Here is a 15,193-nt window from a genome sequence, read left to right as displayed (position 1 = left end):
CGGCGCCTGGCCTGACAGACCCGGGCCCGCGGGGGCGAGCCGCCAAGCCAACCCCATAGGACACTGAATGCGCATTGCTTTTGCGGGTACGCCTGAATTTGCCCGGCAGGCCCTGGACGCCCTGATCAGGGCGGGACACGAGGTGGTTTGTGTGCTGACCCAGCCGGACCGGCCTTCGGGGCGCGGCATGAAGCTCATGCCCAGCCCCGTCAAGCAGGCGGCTCTGGGGGCCGGGATCGCCGTGCTGCAACCGCGCAGTCTGCGGCTGGACGGCAAATATCCGGAAGACGCCCGCGCCGTCAGGGATGCGCTGCAAGGGCTGGCGCCCGAGACGCTGGTCGTGGCGGCCTATGGGTTGATCCTGCCGCAATGGGTGCTGGATCTGCCGCGTCATGGCTGTTTGAACATCCATGCCAGCCTGCTGCCGCGCTGGCGCGGCGCGGCGCCCATCCAGCGCGCGATCGAGGCGGGGGATTCCGTCAGCGGCGTGACCATCATGCAGATGGATGCCGGTCTGGACACGGGCGACATGCTGTACCGGGTGGAGCGCCCACTGGCGCAGGGCGAAACCGGCGCCAGCCTGCATGATGGCCTGGCGGCCGATGGCGCACAGGCCATCGTGGACGTTCTGGCGCGCCTGGAAGCCGGAGACCCGCCGGAGCCGGTACCGCAGCCGCAGGCCGGGGTGCGTTACGCGGACAAATTGATGAAATCCGAGTCGGCGCTGGATTTTTCACGGCCTGCGCAGGAACTGGCCCGGCGGGTCCGGGCCTTTGATCCTTTTCCCGGGACGACGATGATGTTGCCGGGTTTCGATCAGCCGGTGAAGGTCTGGGCGTCGCGGGCGCTGCCGGCTCCTGCCGACACGGCCGGGTCCGGGGAGACTGCGCCGGGCTTGATCAGGGCCATGACGCCCGAGGGTATCGATGTGATGACGGCCGAGGGGGTGCTGCGTGTGACGGCATTGCAAAAGCCCGGTGGCCGGCGCCAGCCGGTGGCCGAATTCATGCGCGCGTATCGCGGGTAGTGCTGGGCCGTGCGCGGGGAACGCGCATGGCGTGCGCCCCGACTTGTTGCGTCTCGATTCGCCGTGGGCCGATCCGGCGCGGGCCGATCAGCCGTTCGAGGATTTTTTGCGTGACGTGTCGATGCCGAGCTGTTTCAGTTTGCGGTACAGGTGAGTGCGTTCCAGGCCGGTCCGCTCGGAGACCCGCGTCATGCTGTGATTTTCGTGCAGCAGGTGGTATTCGAAGTAGATCCGCTCGAATTCGTCGCGGGCCTCGCGCAGCGGCTGGTTGAGCGAGATCCGGCCCAGGTGCGAATCGTCCTGAGCGGTTGCGACGGGCGTCGTGTGTGCGGGTGGCGCGATGGCGGGGCTGCCGGCCAGCGCGGGCGGTTGGGTGAAGACCGGGTCGGCTGCGGGCATTACCGGTCGCTCGGTGCGGCTGCGCATCGAGGCCGGGATCACGGGGTGCGCGAGACCGGCGGCCACGGTCTTCAGCAGTTTCTGCAGGGTGATGGGTTTTTCCAGGAAGTCGACTGCGCCGATGCGGGTCGCCTCGACGGCCGTGTCCACGGTGGCATGGCCGCTCATCATGATGACAGGCATGTTCAGCAGCCCCTGGCTGGACCATTCCTTGAGCAGACTGACTCCATCGATATCGGGCATCCAGATGTCCAGCAGCACCAGATCGGGGCGTTGACGGAGACGGGATTCACGGGCCTGCGCGGCGTTTTCAGCAAGTTCGACCGTGTGACCTTCGTCGTAGAGAATTTCAGACAGCAGTTCGCGGATGCCGATCTCGTCATCCACCACCAGAATTCTGGCCATATCACCTCACCCAATGTTTTGCGTATTATCCTGTGCTTGTTTTGGCGCGTCCAGCGACTCCGGTTCCGCTGCCAGTCGGGAAAACAGGATGGAAATGCGGGCACCGCCCTCGGCCCGGTTGGAAATGTCCACCTGGGCGGCGTGTTCTTCGATGATCTTCTTGACGATGGCCAGCCCCAGTCCGGTGCCGGTGGGTTTGGTCGTCACGTAAGGCTCGAAGACGCGATGCAGGACCTCGGGGGCGAACCCGGGGCCATTGTCCGAGACGGTCAGCCGGACGCTGGCCTGGCCTGATGCGTCAGCAGGACGGATCAGGCGGGTCTGCACACGGATTTCGGCTGTGCCGGGCGCGGCGTGCTGACAGGCGGCATCGCGGGCGTTTGCCAGCAGATTGTGGATCACCTGGCGCAATTGTGCCGGATCTCCCTGGATCAGTGGCAGATCAGCCGACAGCAGCGCGTCGACATGGGCTGCGCCAGGGGCCGCCGGCGGCGTCGTCGATTCGGCGGGGTCCCAACCGTACAGCGTCAGGATCTCGGTCAGCAACGCGTTCAGGTCGATGTCCTGCATCTGCGCGGGCGGTGTGCGGGCGTATTCGCGGAAATCGTCCACCATGCGTTTCAGGGAGGCCACCTGGTTGACGATGGTCTGGGTGGACCGTTGCAGGACGGCGGCATCGTCCGGCGCCAGCCGGTCGTTCAGTTTCATGGCCAGCCGCTCGGCGGACAACTGGATGGGCGTGAGCGGGTTCTTGATCTCGTGGGCAAGCCGCCGGGCAACCTCGCCCCAGGCGACCGTTCGGTTGGCTGAGATCACCTCGCTGATGTCGTCGAACACCACCAGGTAGCCGCCCTCATGGCCGTCCATGAGCAGCCGGGTGCCTCGGGCCAGCAGTGTGACGATGTGTTTTTTGCGCTCATTGTCGGGGGCCGACTGGAGCTCGACTTCGAACTGTTGCTGCCAATAGGGGCGTGTGGATTCGACCGCCTCGTGGGCGGAGAATGCCTGGCGGATCAGGTTGGCGAGCGGCAGGGCGCCGTCGGCAGTTTCGAGGGGCCGGCCCTGGACGGTGCGCAGGTCCAGGCCCAGGATGGTCTGCGCGCCCTGGTTGAACAGCGTCAGGCGAAAGGCCTGGTCGAACACTAGCACCCCGGAGGACAGATTGCTGAGCACCGATTCCAGGTACAGATTGCTTTGTTCCAGCTGGCGGCGATGGCGGTCGACCATCTGGCGGGCCTCGTCCAGCTGCCGTGTCATGGCATTGAAAGATCGTGTCAACTGACCGACCTCGTCGCGCGCCGGGGGTTCGGGCAGGGGACGGTAGTCGCCGACGCCGACGGCCTGGGTGCCTGATGCCAGAGACAGCAGGGGCCGGACCAGCCGGCGCGAGACGGCCAGCGCGGCGACCACGGCGGCAAAGACCGCCAGGATCAGCGCCAGGGTGAGGGTGATGCCGTAGAGCTTGCGCAGCCCCAGGCGCGACAGGGCCAGTTCCTGGTAGTCGCGAAAGCCCTGCTGAACCTGATTGGCGTTGTGAGAGATCCGCTCGGGTACGCTCTGGATCACTTGCAGCCAGCGCGAATCGCCGCCCAGACTCATGGGGTTGCCCAGCCGGTCCGAGGTCGATGAGGCCAGCGGAATGACGACGCGCAGGTGCAACTGGTCGGTGGTCGGCCCGTCGCCGAGGGCGGGGTCTGCCTCGGCCGCGGCGTAGCTTTGGGCGACCCGCAACTGGTTCATGACGCTGCTGGGCGGCAGATCCGGCAGCAACTGACCAAAGGCCGACGAGGAAAAGGCGACCAGGCGGCCGTTGCCCGTGAAGACCATCGCCTCGTCGATTTCGTTGGTGGCTCGCAGCGTGGTCAGCAGCAGGGCGGTCTCGGCGTCGCTGGCGGTGTTCAGCCGCAGGGCCATGGTGTGCGCCCGGCCGCTGAGCTCGGTGAGTTGGGCATCCAGCGCGGCGCGCCCCAGATTCAGGCCGGATTCGAGGGCGGTATCGACCCGGACGTTGAACCAGGACTCGATCGACCGGGACATGAACTGCACCGACAGCACGTAGATCAGGACACCAGGCAGAATGCCGATCAGCGTGAAATACAGGGTGAATCGAGCAGTCAGCCGGGCGCCGAACTGGCGCCGCCGGATCTGGCGCACCAGCCGGATCGAGAGCATGGTCACCCAGGACATCAGGGCGATGGCGAGCACACCGTTGAGCAGCAGCAGCGTGTCGTACTGCTGGGCGTAGCGCGAGGCGTTGCCGGTCGACCAGACCAGCAGGCCCAGCAGCGCGATCGCGCTGGCGGCGGCGACCAGCAGCGCGGAACGCAGCGCCCAGCGGATCAGTCGCGGGGGGCTGTGGTTGAGATCGAAAAGGTGAAGTCTTTCCATGGGGTCGTCAGGGACCAGGTTGCGCTATTGAGCGCGTCGACCTGAAAAGGGCGGGCCAGGCGGGAGGTGTCCAGCCTCAGCCGCAACCGGCCCTGGTAGGTCTGGCCGGGGGAGAACTGGTCGGCGTTCGCGAGGGGCCAGTCGCGGATGTGGCGGACCAGGTCCAGCGCTTCGTCCAGCGAAGTGGCCGGCAGCGACAGATCGCCGGTGCCGACCCGCCATTGGCGGGTCAGGGCGTTGTACTGGATGCGCCAGGTCTGGCTGAGCGATACGATCGTCTTGTCGAACCACCACCAGCGCGGGTGTTCGATATCCAGGTCCGCTGTGAAATACAGCGGGAGTCCCTTGCGGGCGGCATCGTGCAGTTCATCGCTCAGGGTGAAATTGATGTCGGCCTCCAGCAGGAGCTGGCCTTGCCGCAGGATCGGCTCGATGCGGACGACCTGCTCGTCGTTGGCCCGGACGGTCGCGGACGCCAGGAACAGCAGGCTGCAGGTCAGGAATAACAGAAAGCGTGTCATGCGCTGGCGACGAGGGCGCGGAAGGTCTCAGACAGTCGCAGTATTGTTGAGCCGGCGCCAAAGCGCAAGCCGCGACAGCCTGCCGCCAGTCTCGCGACCGGCTTCGCGCGTGAGGGCATCGGGTATGGGAGGGGGCAGACCGCCCGAGTGGCGTTGCGTTTCATGCCGGCTTGCGCAACAGGGCGTAGAAGAAGCCATCGCCGCCGTCCGGGCCGGCCGGCAGGATATGGCCTGGCGCCGGCAACCGCTGCGCCTGTGGATGCCGGTCCAGGAACGCGCGGATCTGGGTTTCGCCTTCCTGGGGAAAGATCGAGCAGGTGGCATACAGCAGGTGGCCGCCGGGGGCCAGCAGGGGCCACAGCGCGTCCACGATGTGGGCCTGCAGGGCGGCTGTGCGCGTCAGATCGTCGGCGCGGCGCAGCCAGCGGATGTCGGGGTGACGGCGCACCACGCCCGATGCCGTGCAGGGGACGTCGGCCAGGATGGCGTCGTAGGGCTGAGTGGCCCGCCAGTCGGCGGGCCGGGCGGCATCGGCATGGCGCAGGGACACATCGGGTGAAGCCAGTCCCAGGCGTTGCAGGTTCTCGGCGACGCGCCCGAGCCGCTGGGCATCGCTGTCCAGGGCCGTCAGGCGCAAGGCATGGCGCTCCAGCAGGTGGGCCGTCTTGCCGCCGGGCGCCGCGCAGGCGTCCAGCACCCGCATGCCATCTCGCAGCGGCAGCAAGCGCGCGGCCAGTTGGGCCGACAGGTCCTGCACCGACCACCAGCCCTCGGTGTAGCCAGGGATTTCGCGCACGGGACGGGGCGTGTCCAGGATCAGTCCGTCCTCTCCCGCTGGACGGGCGTCCAGGCCGGCCTCGCCCAGGCGCGCCTGCAAGGTGTGTCGATCGATGCGCCGGCGGTTGGCGCGCAGCGTCATGGGCGGGGAGCGGTCGGCCGATGCCAGGATCGTCTGCCAGCTGTCCGGCCAGGCGGTCCGCACGGTCTCGATCCACCATTCGGGGTGGTTCCATTCGGCCTCGGGCTGTTGGCGCAGCGTGGCGTTCAAGGTCGTCCGTTCGCGTCCGTAGCGGCGCAGCACGGCATTGATCAGGCCTTTGGCCGGCCGTGTGCGGCGGTCGGCGATGGCCGCCTCGACCAGTTGATGGACCAGGGTATGTTCGGGGTAGATCGGCGTGCCGGGGGGCGGGTGTTCGCCCTCGGCCTGCTTCAGGCTGGCCTCCAGCAGGCTCAGGCCCAGCAGGATCAGGGCCTCGACCAGGCGCTCCGGCGGCCGACGCGGCACCAGTTGCTCGCGCGCGGCCCGGGCATGGCCGAGCCGGCGCATGGCGTGAAAGGACAGCGCCTGAGCGGCGGGACGCAGTGCCGCAGGCGCCGATTCAAGCGCGTCGGACAGGGACTGGCCGCCCAGCACCGCCCGGATGGCGCGCGCGGCGGCCAGCATTTGTGCGGACAAGGCGGGAGATTGTGGCGATTCCGGCACGAAAGAGATCCAGAACGAGGGGGAGAAAGAGAGGAGTCCAGGGACTTTAGCATCGATTGGATAAAATTAAGGGTTTTCCCGCTCCATCCTGTTGTCGCTCTATCCCGTCGAGGTCCTTCATGAGCCAATCCCCCCGCGTCGGTTTCGTCAGTCTGGGCTGTCCCAAGGCCCTGGTCGATTCCGAGCGCATTCTGACCCAGCTGCGCACCGACGGCTACACCATCAGTCCCGACTATGAGGGGGCCGACGTCGTGGTGGTGAATACCTGTGGCTTCATCGACAGCGCCAAGGCGGAGTCCCTGGACGCCATCGGCGAAGCCATCGTGGAGAACGGCAAGGTCATCGTCACGGGCTGCCTGGGGGTGGAGGCCGACATGATCCGCACCGTGCATCCGGCCGTGCTGGCCGTCACCGGGCCGCAGCAGTACGAGCAGGTGGTGCGCGCCGTGCACGAAGCCGCGCCGCACGAGCGGCCGCACGACCCGTATGTGGATCTGGTGCCGCCTCAGGGCATCCGCCTGACGCCGCGTCACTATGCCTATCTGAAAATCTCGGAAGGCTGCAATCACAATTGCAGCTTCTGCATCATTCCGTCCATGCGTGGCCGCCTGGTCAGCCGTCCAATCGGCGATGTGCTGGGCGAGGCCCGGCGTCTGGTGGATGCCGGCGTCAAGGAACTGCTGGTGATTTCCCAGGATACCAGCGCGTACGGGGTGGACATCAAGTACCGCACCGGCTTCTGGGACGGTCGCCCGGTCAAGACGCAATTGGCCGCGCTGGCGCGCGCCCTGGGAGAGTTCGGTGTCTGGGTGCGGATGCACTATGTCTATCCCTACCCCCACGTCGACGAACTGATTCCCCTGATGGCCGAAGGCCGCATCCTGCCGTATCTGGATATTCCCTTTCAGCATGCCAGTCCGCGCATTCTGCGGACCATGAAACGTCCTGCTTTCGAGGACCGGACCCTGGCGCGCATTCACCAGTGGCGGGAAGCCTGTCCGGACTTGACGCTGCGGTCCACCTTCATTGTCGGTTTTCCGGGCGAGACGGAGGAGGATTTCCAGTACCTGCTGGACTGGATGACGCAGGCGCAGCTCGATCGCGTCGGCTGTTTCCAGTATTCGCCGGTCGAGGGTGCGTGCGCCAACGAGCTGGCCGATCCCGTGCCCGACGAGGTCAAGGCCGAGCGCTGGGCGCGTTTCATGGCGCATCAGCAGGCGATCTCGACCCAGCGTCTGGCGGCCAGGGTCGGCCGCACCTTGACGGTGCTGGTCGATGATGTGGATGCGGATGGCGGCGCCACGGCGCGGTCCATGGCCGACGCGCCGGAAATCGATGGCAGTGTGCTGCTGCGCGATGCGGTGGGCCGCGCCCCGGGTGACCTGATCCAGGTGCGGATCGAGGACGCGGACGAATACGACCTGTACGGGGTGCCGGTCTGAACCGGACGGACAGGGCCTTAGCTTTTTTCGTCCGGCTTGCGCGGCACCACGCGGGGGGGCGGCTTGCCGGGCGTCAGCGGCTGAGCGCGCTTGAACGTGGTCACGGGCAGGTCGCCGAACACGCCGCGCCGCGCGGCCACGCGCCAGGCGTGTCCGTAGGCGATTTCCAGACTCAGGTGAATCGTGCCGTCGGCGTGGCGGCGGCGCTCAAGGGCCTGGATGAGGCGTTCGCGCCAAGCGCGGCCCGGTAGACCGCGGCGGCGCCCGGGGTGCGGGTTGCCCCCCAGCGCGCGCACGTCTTGCAGCAGTTTGTCGGCAGTGCGGTAGGTCAGGGTGATGATTTCCTGATCCATGACGGGATCGGCGAAACCGACTTGCAGCATCAGATCGCCGAAATCGTGCATATCCACGAACGCCATGGGTTGCGTGTCCAGGTCGGCCTCGGCCAGGGCTTCGCGCAGTTCGCGGAAGGTGCCGGGTCCCAGGCTGGAATACATCGCCAGCGCGTCGTTGCGCAGGACGCGGCGCCATTCCTGAAGCACCAGATGAGGCTCCGGGTGCCAGTGCAGGGCCAGGTTCGACCAGATCAGATCCTGGCTTTCGTCGGGCAGTCCGGTCTCGGCCAGGTCCGCCTGACGGAAATCGGCCGCCGGGGTGGGCTTGTTCCGGAGCCGGTGCCAGAAACCGGGCTTGGCTGTGTAGCGCTCACGCGCTGTGTCCAGCAGCGCGCCGCAGGCGTCCAGGCCGATGTAGTGCTGCTCGGGATAGCGGGCGCGCAGCGGATCCAGCGCGTGAGCGGCGCCGCAACCCGCGTCCAGAATGTTGTGCGGCTGGATGCGGATGTAGCTCAGGCGGCGCAGCATGCGCTGGGCGATTTCACCGTACAGGAATTGCGGGGCGTCCAGCGGCGCGCGCCGGGCGAACTGGCGCGTCACGGTCCGGGAGTCGATGGGCAAACGGGGAAGCTGTGGCATAAACGATCAAGGCTGGCTCCGGAGCGGTCCGAAGCGTGCTGTGATGGAGATTTCCTGCAAAAGGACACGTGCATTATGCTGCATCTGCCGCTGTACCGCTGGCGCGACTGGATTCCGGCGGATTGTCCAGGGTGTGGACGGCGCATGACCGGTCAGAGCTTGTGTTCCGCCTGTCTGACACGCCTGCAGCCGGACAGGGCGTTGCCTCGCTGCCGGCGCTGTGCGCATCCGCTGATTGGCGGGCACTGCCCTGATTGCGGCTCCGTGGCCATGGCCTGCGACAGCGTCGTGGCAGCGTTCGACTATGTCGGGTTGGGCCGGGACCTGATCCACGATTACAAGTTTCATGGCCACTTGGCCCTGACGTGGCTGCTGGCGGATCGGCTGGTGCAAGCTGTGCGCGCTGCCGGGCCGCGCATGTCTTGGCCGGACTGGATCGTGCCGGTGCCCGCCAGACGCGAGGGGCTGCGGCGGCGCGGTTTCAGCCCGCCCGCCGAGGTCGCCCGCCTGCTGGCCCGGCGGCTGAGGCTGCGCTATCGTCTGGACGGCGTGCGGCGGCTGCGCGAAGGGACGCGGCAGGTGGGGCGAGATCGCGCGCTGCGCCTGCAGGCCCAGGCGGACGTATTTGCCTGCGGCATCGCGGGTGGGTTGGCGGGTCGGCGGATCGCGGTGGTGGACGACGTCTTGACCACGGGCGCGACGCTGCAGGCGGTGGCGATGACGTTGAAGGCAGCAGGAGCCGCACAGGTCGAGGGCTGGGTGCTGGCCCGTGCCGTGAGCCTGCGCGTTTGCAGATCACCAGATAGTCGGGTCTTACAATAGATTCCGCTGGTTGGCCCGCCGTGCGATGCAAACGAGTACGGCGCTTTTCCGGGCCATCGCGACCCGTCGTGCCGCTCCTGTCGATCCCGTCTCATTTCAGTCGATTCTGTCTCATGTTCCATGTCGTTCTCGTCGAGCCCGAAATTCCTCCCAACACTGGCAATGTGATCCGCCTGGCGGCCAATACGGGGACCTGGCTGCATCTGGTGCAGCCTCTGGGGTTTGCGCTGGACGATGCGCGCATGCGGCGCGCGGGCCTGGATTACCACGAGTGGGCGCGCATACGGGTGCACGACGGCCTGGACGAAGCGTTGGCGGCGATCGGCGGGGATCCGGCGCGTCGCTTTGCACTGACCACGCGCGGATCGTCTCCGATCGGCGGGCATGCATTCCGGCCGGGGGATGTGTTCGTGTTCGGGCGGGAAACTGCCGGCCTGTCGGCTGGGCAGCTGGCCGTCTTTCCCCCGGCGCAGCGCATCCGCCTGCCCATGCAGCCGCAGCAGCGCAGTCTGAACCTGTCCAACGCCGTGGCGATTACGGTTTTTGAGGCCTGGCGGCAGACGGGCTATGCGGGCGGAGTGTAGCCCGTGTCAGGCATGGCTTTTCGCTGTGTTGACCTCAAATTAACCCGACACTACGGTGACAAGATATAAGCTGTTGTCGGACAAGTCGATTCGTATTTTCGTTGGTGCCCCGTTGCCAAGGGCTTCGTTCTCCAGGCATCATCATGCCAGCTGATCTGTCCGCAGGAGCGGGGCAAGCCCATGACTTCGGCGCTCACCTTCACGCCCTCGCTGGGCTTGCCCTGCGCCTGGCCCGATGGCCTGGATGATGACAAGGGCGGCCCCACCAGCCAGAACCCGGGCGTGGATGGCCAGACGCTGCAAAGCCTGCAGCCGGTGCTCGATCTGGCGCTGAACTACGACGCGGTGCTGTCCGGCAACGATCTGCAAGTACATTCATTCGGGGCGCTGTTGCAGCGCCGGTTCTGTCGATTGAAACCCTGTTTGCGGACCCGACAGGGGACATCACTCGTCGCGCGGGTCGCGGGCCAGCAGGGCGGCGACGGCCTGGGGCGGCGCGACGCCGTCGAACAGAACGCTGCAGACGGCATCGGTGATGGGCAGATCCAGTCCGTGCTGACGGCCGAGCGCCTGAGCGGCGCGTACGCAGCGGACGCCTTCGGCGGTCATTCCACCGGCCAGGATCTCGTCCAATGTCCGGCCCTGGCCGATGGCGACCCCCACCTGGCGGTTGCGGGACAGCTCGCCGGTGGCGGTCAGCACCAGATCGCCCAGCCCCGTCAGACCGGTGAAGGTGTCCGCCTGGCCGCCCAGGGTCACGCCCAGACGCTGGATTTCCGCCAGCCCGCGCGTGATCAGGGCGGCCCGGGCATTGGTGCCCAGCCGCAGGCCATCGCTGATGCCGCAGGCAATGGCCATGACGTTTTTCAGAGCGCCGCCGACCTCCACCCCCATGACGTCCCGGGTGCCGTAGATGCGCGCCCGGGTGCCATGGAATGCTGCCTGGGCGGCGCGGGCCGTGTCCGGGTCGTGGCCGGCTACCGTCAGCGCGACCGGCAGGCCTTGCGCGACCTCGCGGGCGAAGGAGGGGCCGGACAGGACGCCCGTGCGCAAGCCGGCGATGCCGGACAGCGTCCGGGCCACGATCTGATGTGGCCATTGGCGGGTGTCGGGCGTGATGCCCTTGCAGGTCCACAGGAGATGGACCGGCGAAGTGTCCGGCGTGCGGGCTGGCAGCGCCTGCGCGATACGCTGGCAGACGTCGGTCAGCCCCACCATCGGCACGCCCAGGACGATCAGGCGGTCGGCTGGTTCGGGGCCGTCCAGCACATGCGCCAGTGCGGCGTCGAAATCGCCGGTCGCCCGCAGGGCGGGCGGCAGAGCGATGTCGGGCAGGTGGCGCGGATTGCGGTGCTGCTGGTCGATGGCCCGCGCTTGATCAGGGTCGCGGGCCCAGATCAGGGTGTTGGATCGCGCGCAGGCCAGGGCCGCCAGGGCGGTACCCCAGCTGCCCGCGCCCAGGACGCAGAGCCGGACCGGCGTCATGGCGTGCGGATCCTGTCGATCAGTTGCGCGCGCCGGGAGGCAGGATCAGGCCGGCGTCTTGTTCCTGGGCCGGCGCGTCGGCCTGCTGTTGCGCCAGACGTTGCTCGTACAGGGCCTGGAAGTTCATTTCGCTCAGGTGCAGCGGCGGCAGCGAGGTGCGCGTGATGGCGTCGGCAACGCTGGAACGCAGGTAGGGGTAGAGCATGGTCGGGCAGACGATGCCCAGCAGCGGGTCGAGCTGGTCGGCCGGAATGTTGGCGGCCTCGAAAATGCCGGCCTGGGTGAGTTCGATCAGATACAGGACCTTGTCGCCGATGCGGGTGGTCACGGTGGCGGTCACCGAGGATTCGAACACGGTCTCGGCCAGTCGCTGGCCGCCGACCTGGATGGAGACCTCGACGGTCGGGCCTTCCTGTTCGAGGAAGATCTCCGGGGCGTTGGGCATTTCCAGCGACAGGTCCTTGACGTAGGTGCGTTGCAGGCCAAAGCTGGGGGCGTCGCTGTTCTGGGTTTGGTTTTCGTCGGTCATGAGAGACTCCGGTGTGATGAGGGGTGTGGGGCGGCTGGGCGCCGCGCTGGATCAGGCCTGCAGCAGGGGCAGCAGGCCGGCAGCGCGGTCCAGGGCCGAGAGATCGTCAAATCCGCCGATGTGGCGCTCGTCGATATAGATCTGCGGGACGGTGCGACGGCCCGTGCGTTCCATCATGATGGAACGCTGAGCCGGGTCACGGTCGATGAAGATTTTGTTGATGTCGGTGACGCCGCGCTGTTTGAGCAGCATTTCGGCGCGGACGCAATAGGGGCACACTGCGGTGCAGTACATGGTGACTTGGGCCATGGAGATGGATTCCTGTCAGGATTTTTTCAGGGGCAGACCGCCTTCGGTCCAGGCGTTCAGCCCGCCGTCGAGGCAGGATACCCGATCGAAGCCATGCTTGCGCAATTGGGACACGGCTTTGGCGCCGTCGCGTCCATGCGCGTCGATCAGAACGAGCGGTTTGTCCTTGGGCAGGCTGTTGACGTGCGCGTCCAGCGTATCCAGGGGGATGTTGCGGGCCTGAGGGATGGCGCCGGTCTTGAATTGATCGGCGGGGCGTATGTCCACGAACAGGCCTTGTTCCTGGTTGACCTGGCGGATGGCCTCGGCCAGGGTGACGCGTCCGGTCGAGCGGCCTTTGGACAGGCTGGGCCATAGCAACAGGCCGCCCGAGGCCAGGGCGATGAGCAGAATCCAGAGGTTGTTCTGGCTGAGTAAGAAGTCCACGACGGTTCCTGTGACAGGGATCGGAAAAAAAGAAAGCCCGGGGATTATAAAATGGTCGGCAGTTTTGGACTTTGCGGGTTTGCCCATCATGCACAAACTGGTACTCATGCGCCATGGCGAAAGTCAATGGAATCTCGAAAACCGCTTCACGGGCTGGACCGATGTGGACCTCACGGAGACCGGTCGCGAGCAGGCGCGTCTGGCGGGCGAACTGCTGCGCGCCCAGGGCTATGTGTTCGACCTGGCCTATGCTTCGGTCCTCAAGCGGGCCATCCGCACGCTGTGGATCGCGCTGGATGCGATGGACGCCATGCACACGCCCATCGGTCTGCACTGGCGGCTCAACGAGCGCCACTACGGAGCGCTGCAGGGCCTGAACAAGGCCGAGACGGCCGCCCGCTATGGTGAGGCCCAGGTGCTGCAATGGCGGCGCGCCTACGCGATCGCGCCGGAGCCTCTGGCCGAGGATGATCCGCGCCACCCCCGTTTCGATGCCCGCTACCGCCGGGTGCCGGCCAACGAGCTCCCGGCCACGGAGTGCCTGCGCGACACGGTCGAGCGGGTGGTGCCGTTCTGGAACGAGTCCATCGCCCCCGCGATCCGTTCCGGGCGGCGGGTGCTGATCTCGGCGCATGGCAACAGCCTGCGCGCGCTGATCAAGCATCTGGACGGGATTTCGGACGAGGACATCATCGACCTGAATATTCCGACGGGTCAGCCGCTGGTCTACGAGCTGGACGACGAACTGCGCCCCTTGCGCCACTACTACCTGGGCGACGAGGATCAGATCCGCGCCGCGATGCAGGCAGTGGCCAATCAGGGCAAGGCGCAGGCGGGCTAGGACCCGGTTCATGAACCTCATCGCCTGGGCCGGCCTGCGCCCGAGCATGCGTGTCGTCGATGTGCTGCGCTTGTGCGGCCGGCCGGGACTGATGTTGTGCCTGGCCGCCGCCCTGGCCACTTCGGCGGCTGCGGCGCCCTCCGACCTGGAATCCCGCCAGGCGCGCGCCCGCGAGGATCGGGCTGCCTTGCGTGAACAGATCAATGCGCTGCAAAAGCGCATCGAGTCGTCCGAGTCCTCGCGCGAGGATGCCAGCCGGGCGCTGCAGGCCTCCGAACAGGCCATTTCGGACATCAGCCGCGAGCTGGTCGAGCTGGATCAGCGGCAGACGGCGCTGGAGAGCACGCTGACCCGGCTGGATGCCGCCCGTGGACAGCAGTCCGAGGAACTCCGCTTGCAGCAAGAGGCGCTGGCCGCCCAGTTGCGCGCCCAGTACGCCAGTGGCCTGTCGCCCTGGACCGCGCTGCTTTCCGGACGGGATCCCCAGGAGATCGGCCGCGAGCTGGCCTGGCTGGCCTATGTCACCCGATCCCGCACCGAAGCGCTCGATGCCTTGCAGGCCACGCTGGACCGGCTGGCCAAGCTGAGGCAGCAGACCGATGAGAGCCGCCGGGATCTGGAGACGGTCCGGGCGGATGTCCAGACGCGCCGTCAGGCGTTGCAGGCTCAGCAGGCGCAGCGCCGTGAGGTGCTGGACAAGATCCGGGCCCGGCTCGACGAGGAACGCGGCCGGGCCAGGCGGCTCCAGGCGCGCGATGCGCGCCTGGGCGATCTGATCGAGAATCTGGATACCGAGATTGCCCGCGCCGAGGCCAGGCGTCAGGCTGCCCTGAAAGCCGAGGCCGAGCGGCGGGCGCGAGAGCAGGCCGAACGTGTCCGGGCCGAAAAAGAACGTCTTGCGCAGGCGCGGGCTGCCGAGCAGGCGCGTCAGGCGCGCGATGGGGGCACGCATGCGACACAACCGGACGAAAAACCGGACGAGCCTCCTCCCCCTGAAGACGAGGGGTCAAAGAATGCTGTCGCTGTCCGCAGCGTGCCGGAGGGCGGTTTTGCCGGACTGAGCAAGGGACTGCCGCATCCCGTCGCGGGTGAGGTCCAGGGCCGTTTTGGCACGCAGCGGCCCGAAGGTGGTCTGTGGCGGGGGATCGTGCTGCGCGCGGCGGCCGGCACCCCGGTGCGCGTCGTGGCCGCCGGCCGTGTGGTGTACGCCCACTGGCTCAGCGGTTTCGGCAACCTGCTGATCGTCGATCACGGCAAACAGTATCTCAGTATCTACGCCTACAACCAGACCCTGTTGCGTCAGGTCGGCGATGTCGTGGCGCGTGGCGACGAAGTGGCCCGGGTCGGCGCCACCGGTGGCCAGGTCGAGCCCGGCCTGTATTTCGAATTACGCTACCAGGGCGCCCCCATCAACCCGGAAATCTGGATGAAATAGGACATGAAATAGTCCCTGCGGACTACTTCGCGCCTGTTTCATCCGAGCGGCATGCAAGCTCATCCGAACGGCCTGCAAGCGTCTTCCGCAGCCAATTCCGTGCTTAATTTCTGTACTATGTAC

15 protein-coding genes are annotated in these 15,193 nt (G+C 67.0%); 6 read left to right on the top strand and 9 right to left on the bottom strand.

Annotated features, from left to right (window positions below; all coding sequences use genetic code 11):
- Positions 1–67 precede the first annotated feature (67 nt).
- Positions 68–1,027 carry a methionyl-tRNA formyltransferase gene (fmt, locus tag ACK5JE_RS03075; RefSeq protein ID WP_416800244.1) on the top strand — a complete coding sequence of 320 codons (960 nt, stop codon included), beginning with the start codon at positions 68–70 and terminating at the stop codon, positions 1,025–1,027.
- 87 nt (positions 1,028–1,114) lie between these two features.
- On the opposite strand, the gene ACK5JE_RS03070 is transcribed toward fmt, so the two are convergent.
- The 4 genes from ACK5JE_RS03070 to rsmB all read right to left on the bottom strand — a co-directional run bounded on the left by ACK5JE_RS03070 (position 1,115) and on the right by rsmB (position 6,232).
- Complete coding sequence (locus ACK5JE_RS03070; protein WP_416800243.1) at positions 1,115–1,831, bottom strand: response regulator; 717 nt, start codon at positions 1,829–1,831, stop codon at positions 1,115–1,117.
- Between the two features lie 6 nt (positions 1,832–1,837).
- Positions 1,838–4,171 (bottom strand): ATP-binding protein, encoded by a 2,334-nt coding sequence (locus tag ACK5JE_RS03065; protein ID WP_416800279.1) that lies wholly within the window; start codon positions 4,169–4,171, stop codon positions 1,838–1,840.
- On the bottom strand, positions 4,171–4,740 hold the full coding sequence (locus tag ACK5JE_RS03060) for a DUF4390 domain-containing protein (protein WP_416800242.1): 570 nt from the start codon (positions 4,738–4,740) through the stop codon (positions 4,171–4,173). Before ACK5JE_RS03060 ends, ACK5JE_RS03065 begins: the two co-directional genes overlap by 1 nt.
- 160 nt (positions 4,741–4,900) lie before the next feature.
- Positions 4,901–6,232 carry a 16S rRNA (cytosine(967)-C(5))-methyltransferase RsmB gene (gene rsmB, locus ACK5JE_RS03055; protein ID WP_416800278.1) on the bottom strand — a complete coding sequence of 444 codons (1,332 nt, stop codon included), beginning with the start codon at positions 6,230–6,232 and terminating at the stop codon, positions 4,901–4,903.
- Between the two features lie 110 nt (positions 6,233–6,342).
- On the opposite strand from rsmB, the gene rimO reads away from it, so the two are divergent.
- Positions 6,343–7,665, top strand: coding sequence for a 30S ribosomal protein S12 methylthiotransferase RimO (gene rimO / locus ACK5JE_RS03050; protein ID WP_416800241.1), 1,323 nt, complete (start codon positions 6,343–6,345; stop codon positions 7,663–7,665).
- A gap of 17 nt (positions 7,666–7,682) precedes the next feature.
- Here rimO and ACK5JE_RS03045 read toward each other — a convergent pair whose 3' ends face one another.
- Entirely contained in the window at positions 7,683–8,639 is a 957-nt protein-coding gene (locus tag ACK5JE_RS03045) for a methyltransferase domain-containing protein (protein WP_416800240.1), read from the bottom strand.
- A 75-nt stretch (positions 8,640–8,714) separates the two neighbouring features.
- Here ACK5JE_RS03045 and ACK5JE_RS03040 point away from each other — a divergent pair, with 75 nt between their 5' ends.
- Together ACK5JE_RS03040 and ACK5JE_RS03035 are read left to right on the top strand one after the other, a co-directional pair.
- Positions 8,715–9,461, top strand: coding sequence for a ComF family protein (locus ACK5JE_RS03040; protein ID WP_416800239.1), 747 nt, complete (start codon positions 8,715–8,717; stop codon positions 9,459–9,461).
- Positions 9,462–9,574: 113 nt separating this feature from the next.
- The gene (locus tag ACK5JE_RS03035; RefSeq protein WP_416800238.1) at positions 9,575–10,045 is read left to right on the top strand and encodes a tRNA (cytidine(34)-2'-O)-methyltransferase; all 471 of its coding nucleotides are present in this window, start codon (positions 9,575–9,577) and stop codon (positions 10,043–10,045) included.
- Positions 10,046–10,489: 444 nt separating this feature from the next.
- On the opposite strand, the gene ACK5JE_RS03030 is transcribed toward ACK5JE_RS03035, so the two are convergent.
- From ACK5JE_RS03030 to ACK5JE_RS03015, 4 genes are read right to left on the bottom strand one after another with little or no spacing between them, the layout of a single operon-like run.
- Entirely contained in the window at positions 10,490–11,530 is a 1,041-nt protein-coding gene (locus tag ACK5JE_RS03030; protein ID WP_416800237.1) for an NAD(P)H-dependent glycerol-3-phosphate dehydrogenase, read from the bottom strand.
- A 19-nt stretch (positions 11,531–11,549) separates the two neighbouring features.
- The gene (gene secB / locus ACK5JE_RS03025) at positions 11,550–12,059 is read right to left on the bottom strand and encodes a protein-export chaperone SecB (protein ID WP_416800236.1); all 510 of its coding nucleotides are present in this window, start codon (positions 12,057–12,059) and stop codon (positions 11,550–11,552) included.
- Positions 12,060–12,110: 51 nt separating this feature from the next.
- On the bottom strand, positions 12,111–12,368 hold the full coding sequence (grxC, locus tag ACK5JE_RS03020) for a glutaredoxin 3 (protein ID WP_416800235.1): 258 nt from the start codon (positions 12,366–12,368) through the stop codon (positions 12,111–12,113).
- 15 nt (positions 12,369–12,383) lie between these two features.
- A complete protein-coding gene (locus ACK5JE_RS03015; RefSeq protein WP_416800234.1) occupies positions 12,384–12,794 on the bottom strand; it encodes a rhodanese-like domain-containing protein in 411 nt (136 codons plus the stop codon).
- An 88-nt stretch (positions 12,795–12,882) separates the two neighbouring features.
- Between ACK5JE_RS03015 and gpmA the strand changes: the two genes are divergently transcribed.
- Positions 12,883–13,635, top strand: a complete 753-nt coding sequence (gene gpmA / locus ACK5JE_RS03010; RefSeq protein WP_416800233.1) for a 2,3-diphosphoglycerate-dependent phosphoglycerate mutase — start codon at positions 12,883–12,885, stop codon at positions 13,633–13,635.
- Between the two features lie 10 nt (positions 13,636–13,645).
- Complete coding sequence (locus tag ACK5JE_RS03005; RefSeq protein ID WP_416800232.1) at positions 13,646–15,070, top strand: murein hydrolase activator EnvC family protein; 1,425 nt, start codon at positions 13,646–13,648, stop codon at positions 15,068–15,070.
- Positions 15,071–15,193 lie beyond the last annotated feature (123 nt).

The sequence above is a fragment of the Castellaniella sp. genome, from assembly GCF_047971665.1.
In the GTDB taxonomy this organism is placed as follows: domain Bacteria; phylum Pseudomonadota; class Gammaproteobacteria; order Burkholderiales; family Burkholderiaceae_B; genus Castellaniella.
This window is presented reverse-complemented; position numbering and strand designations above follow the sequence as displayed.

Bases quoted from the DNA above. Each gene is read 5' to 3' on its own strand.
- fmt (WP_416800244.1), top strand. From the start codon at position 68: ATGCGCATTGCTTTTGCGGGTACGCCTGAATTTGCCCGGCAGGCCCTG.
- ACK5JE_RS03070 (WP_416800243.1), bottom strand. From the start codon at position 1,831: ATGGCCAGAATTCTGGTGGTGGATGACGAGATCGGCATCCGCGAACTG.
- ACK5JE_RS03060 (WP_416800242.1), bottom strand. From the start codon at position 4,740: ATGACACGCTTTCTGTTATTCCTGACCTGCAGCCTGCTGTTCCTGGCG.
- rimO (WP_416800241.1), top strand. From the start codon at position 6,343: ATGAGCCAATCCCCCCGCGTCGGTTTCGTCAGTCTGGGCTGTCCCAAG.
- ACK5JE_RS03045 (WP_416800240.1), bottom strand. From the start codon at position 8,639: ATGCCACAGCTTCCCCGTTTGCCCATCGACTCCCGGACCGTGACGCGC.
- ACK5JE_RS03040 (WP_416800239.1), top strand. From the start codon at position 8,715: ATGCTGCATCTGCCGCTGTACCGCTGGCGCGACTGGATTCCGGCGGAT.
- ACK5JE_RS03035 (WP_416800238.1), top strand. From the start codon at position 9,575: ATGTTCCATGTCGTTCTCGTCGAGCCCGAAATTCCTCCCAACACTGGC.
- ACK5JE_RS03030 (WP_416800237.1), bottom strand. From the start codon at position 11,530: ATGACGCCGGTCCGGCTCTGCGTCCTGGGCGCGGGCAGCTGGGGTACC.
- secB (WP_416800236.1), bottom strand. From the start codon at position 12,059: ATGACCGACGAAAACCAAACCCAGAACAGCGACGCCCCCAGCTTTGGC.
- grxC (WP_416800235.1), bottom strand. From the start codon at position 12,368: ATGGCCCAAGTCACCATGTACTGCACCGCAGTGTGCCCCTATTGCGTC.
- gpmA (WP_416800233.1), top strand. From the start codon at position 12,883: ATGCACAAACTGGTACTCATGCGCCATGGCGAAAGTCAATGGAATCTC.
- ACK5JE_RS03005 (WP_416800232.1), top strand. From the start codon at position 13,646: ATGAACCTCATCGCCTGGGCCGGCCTGCGCCCGAGCATGCGTGTCGTC.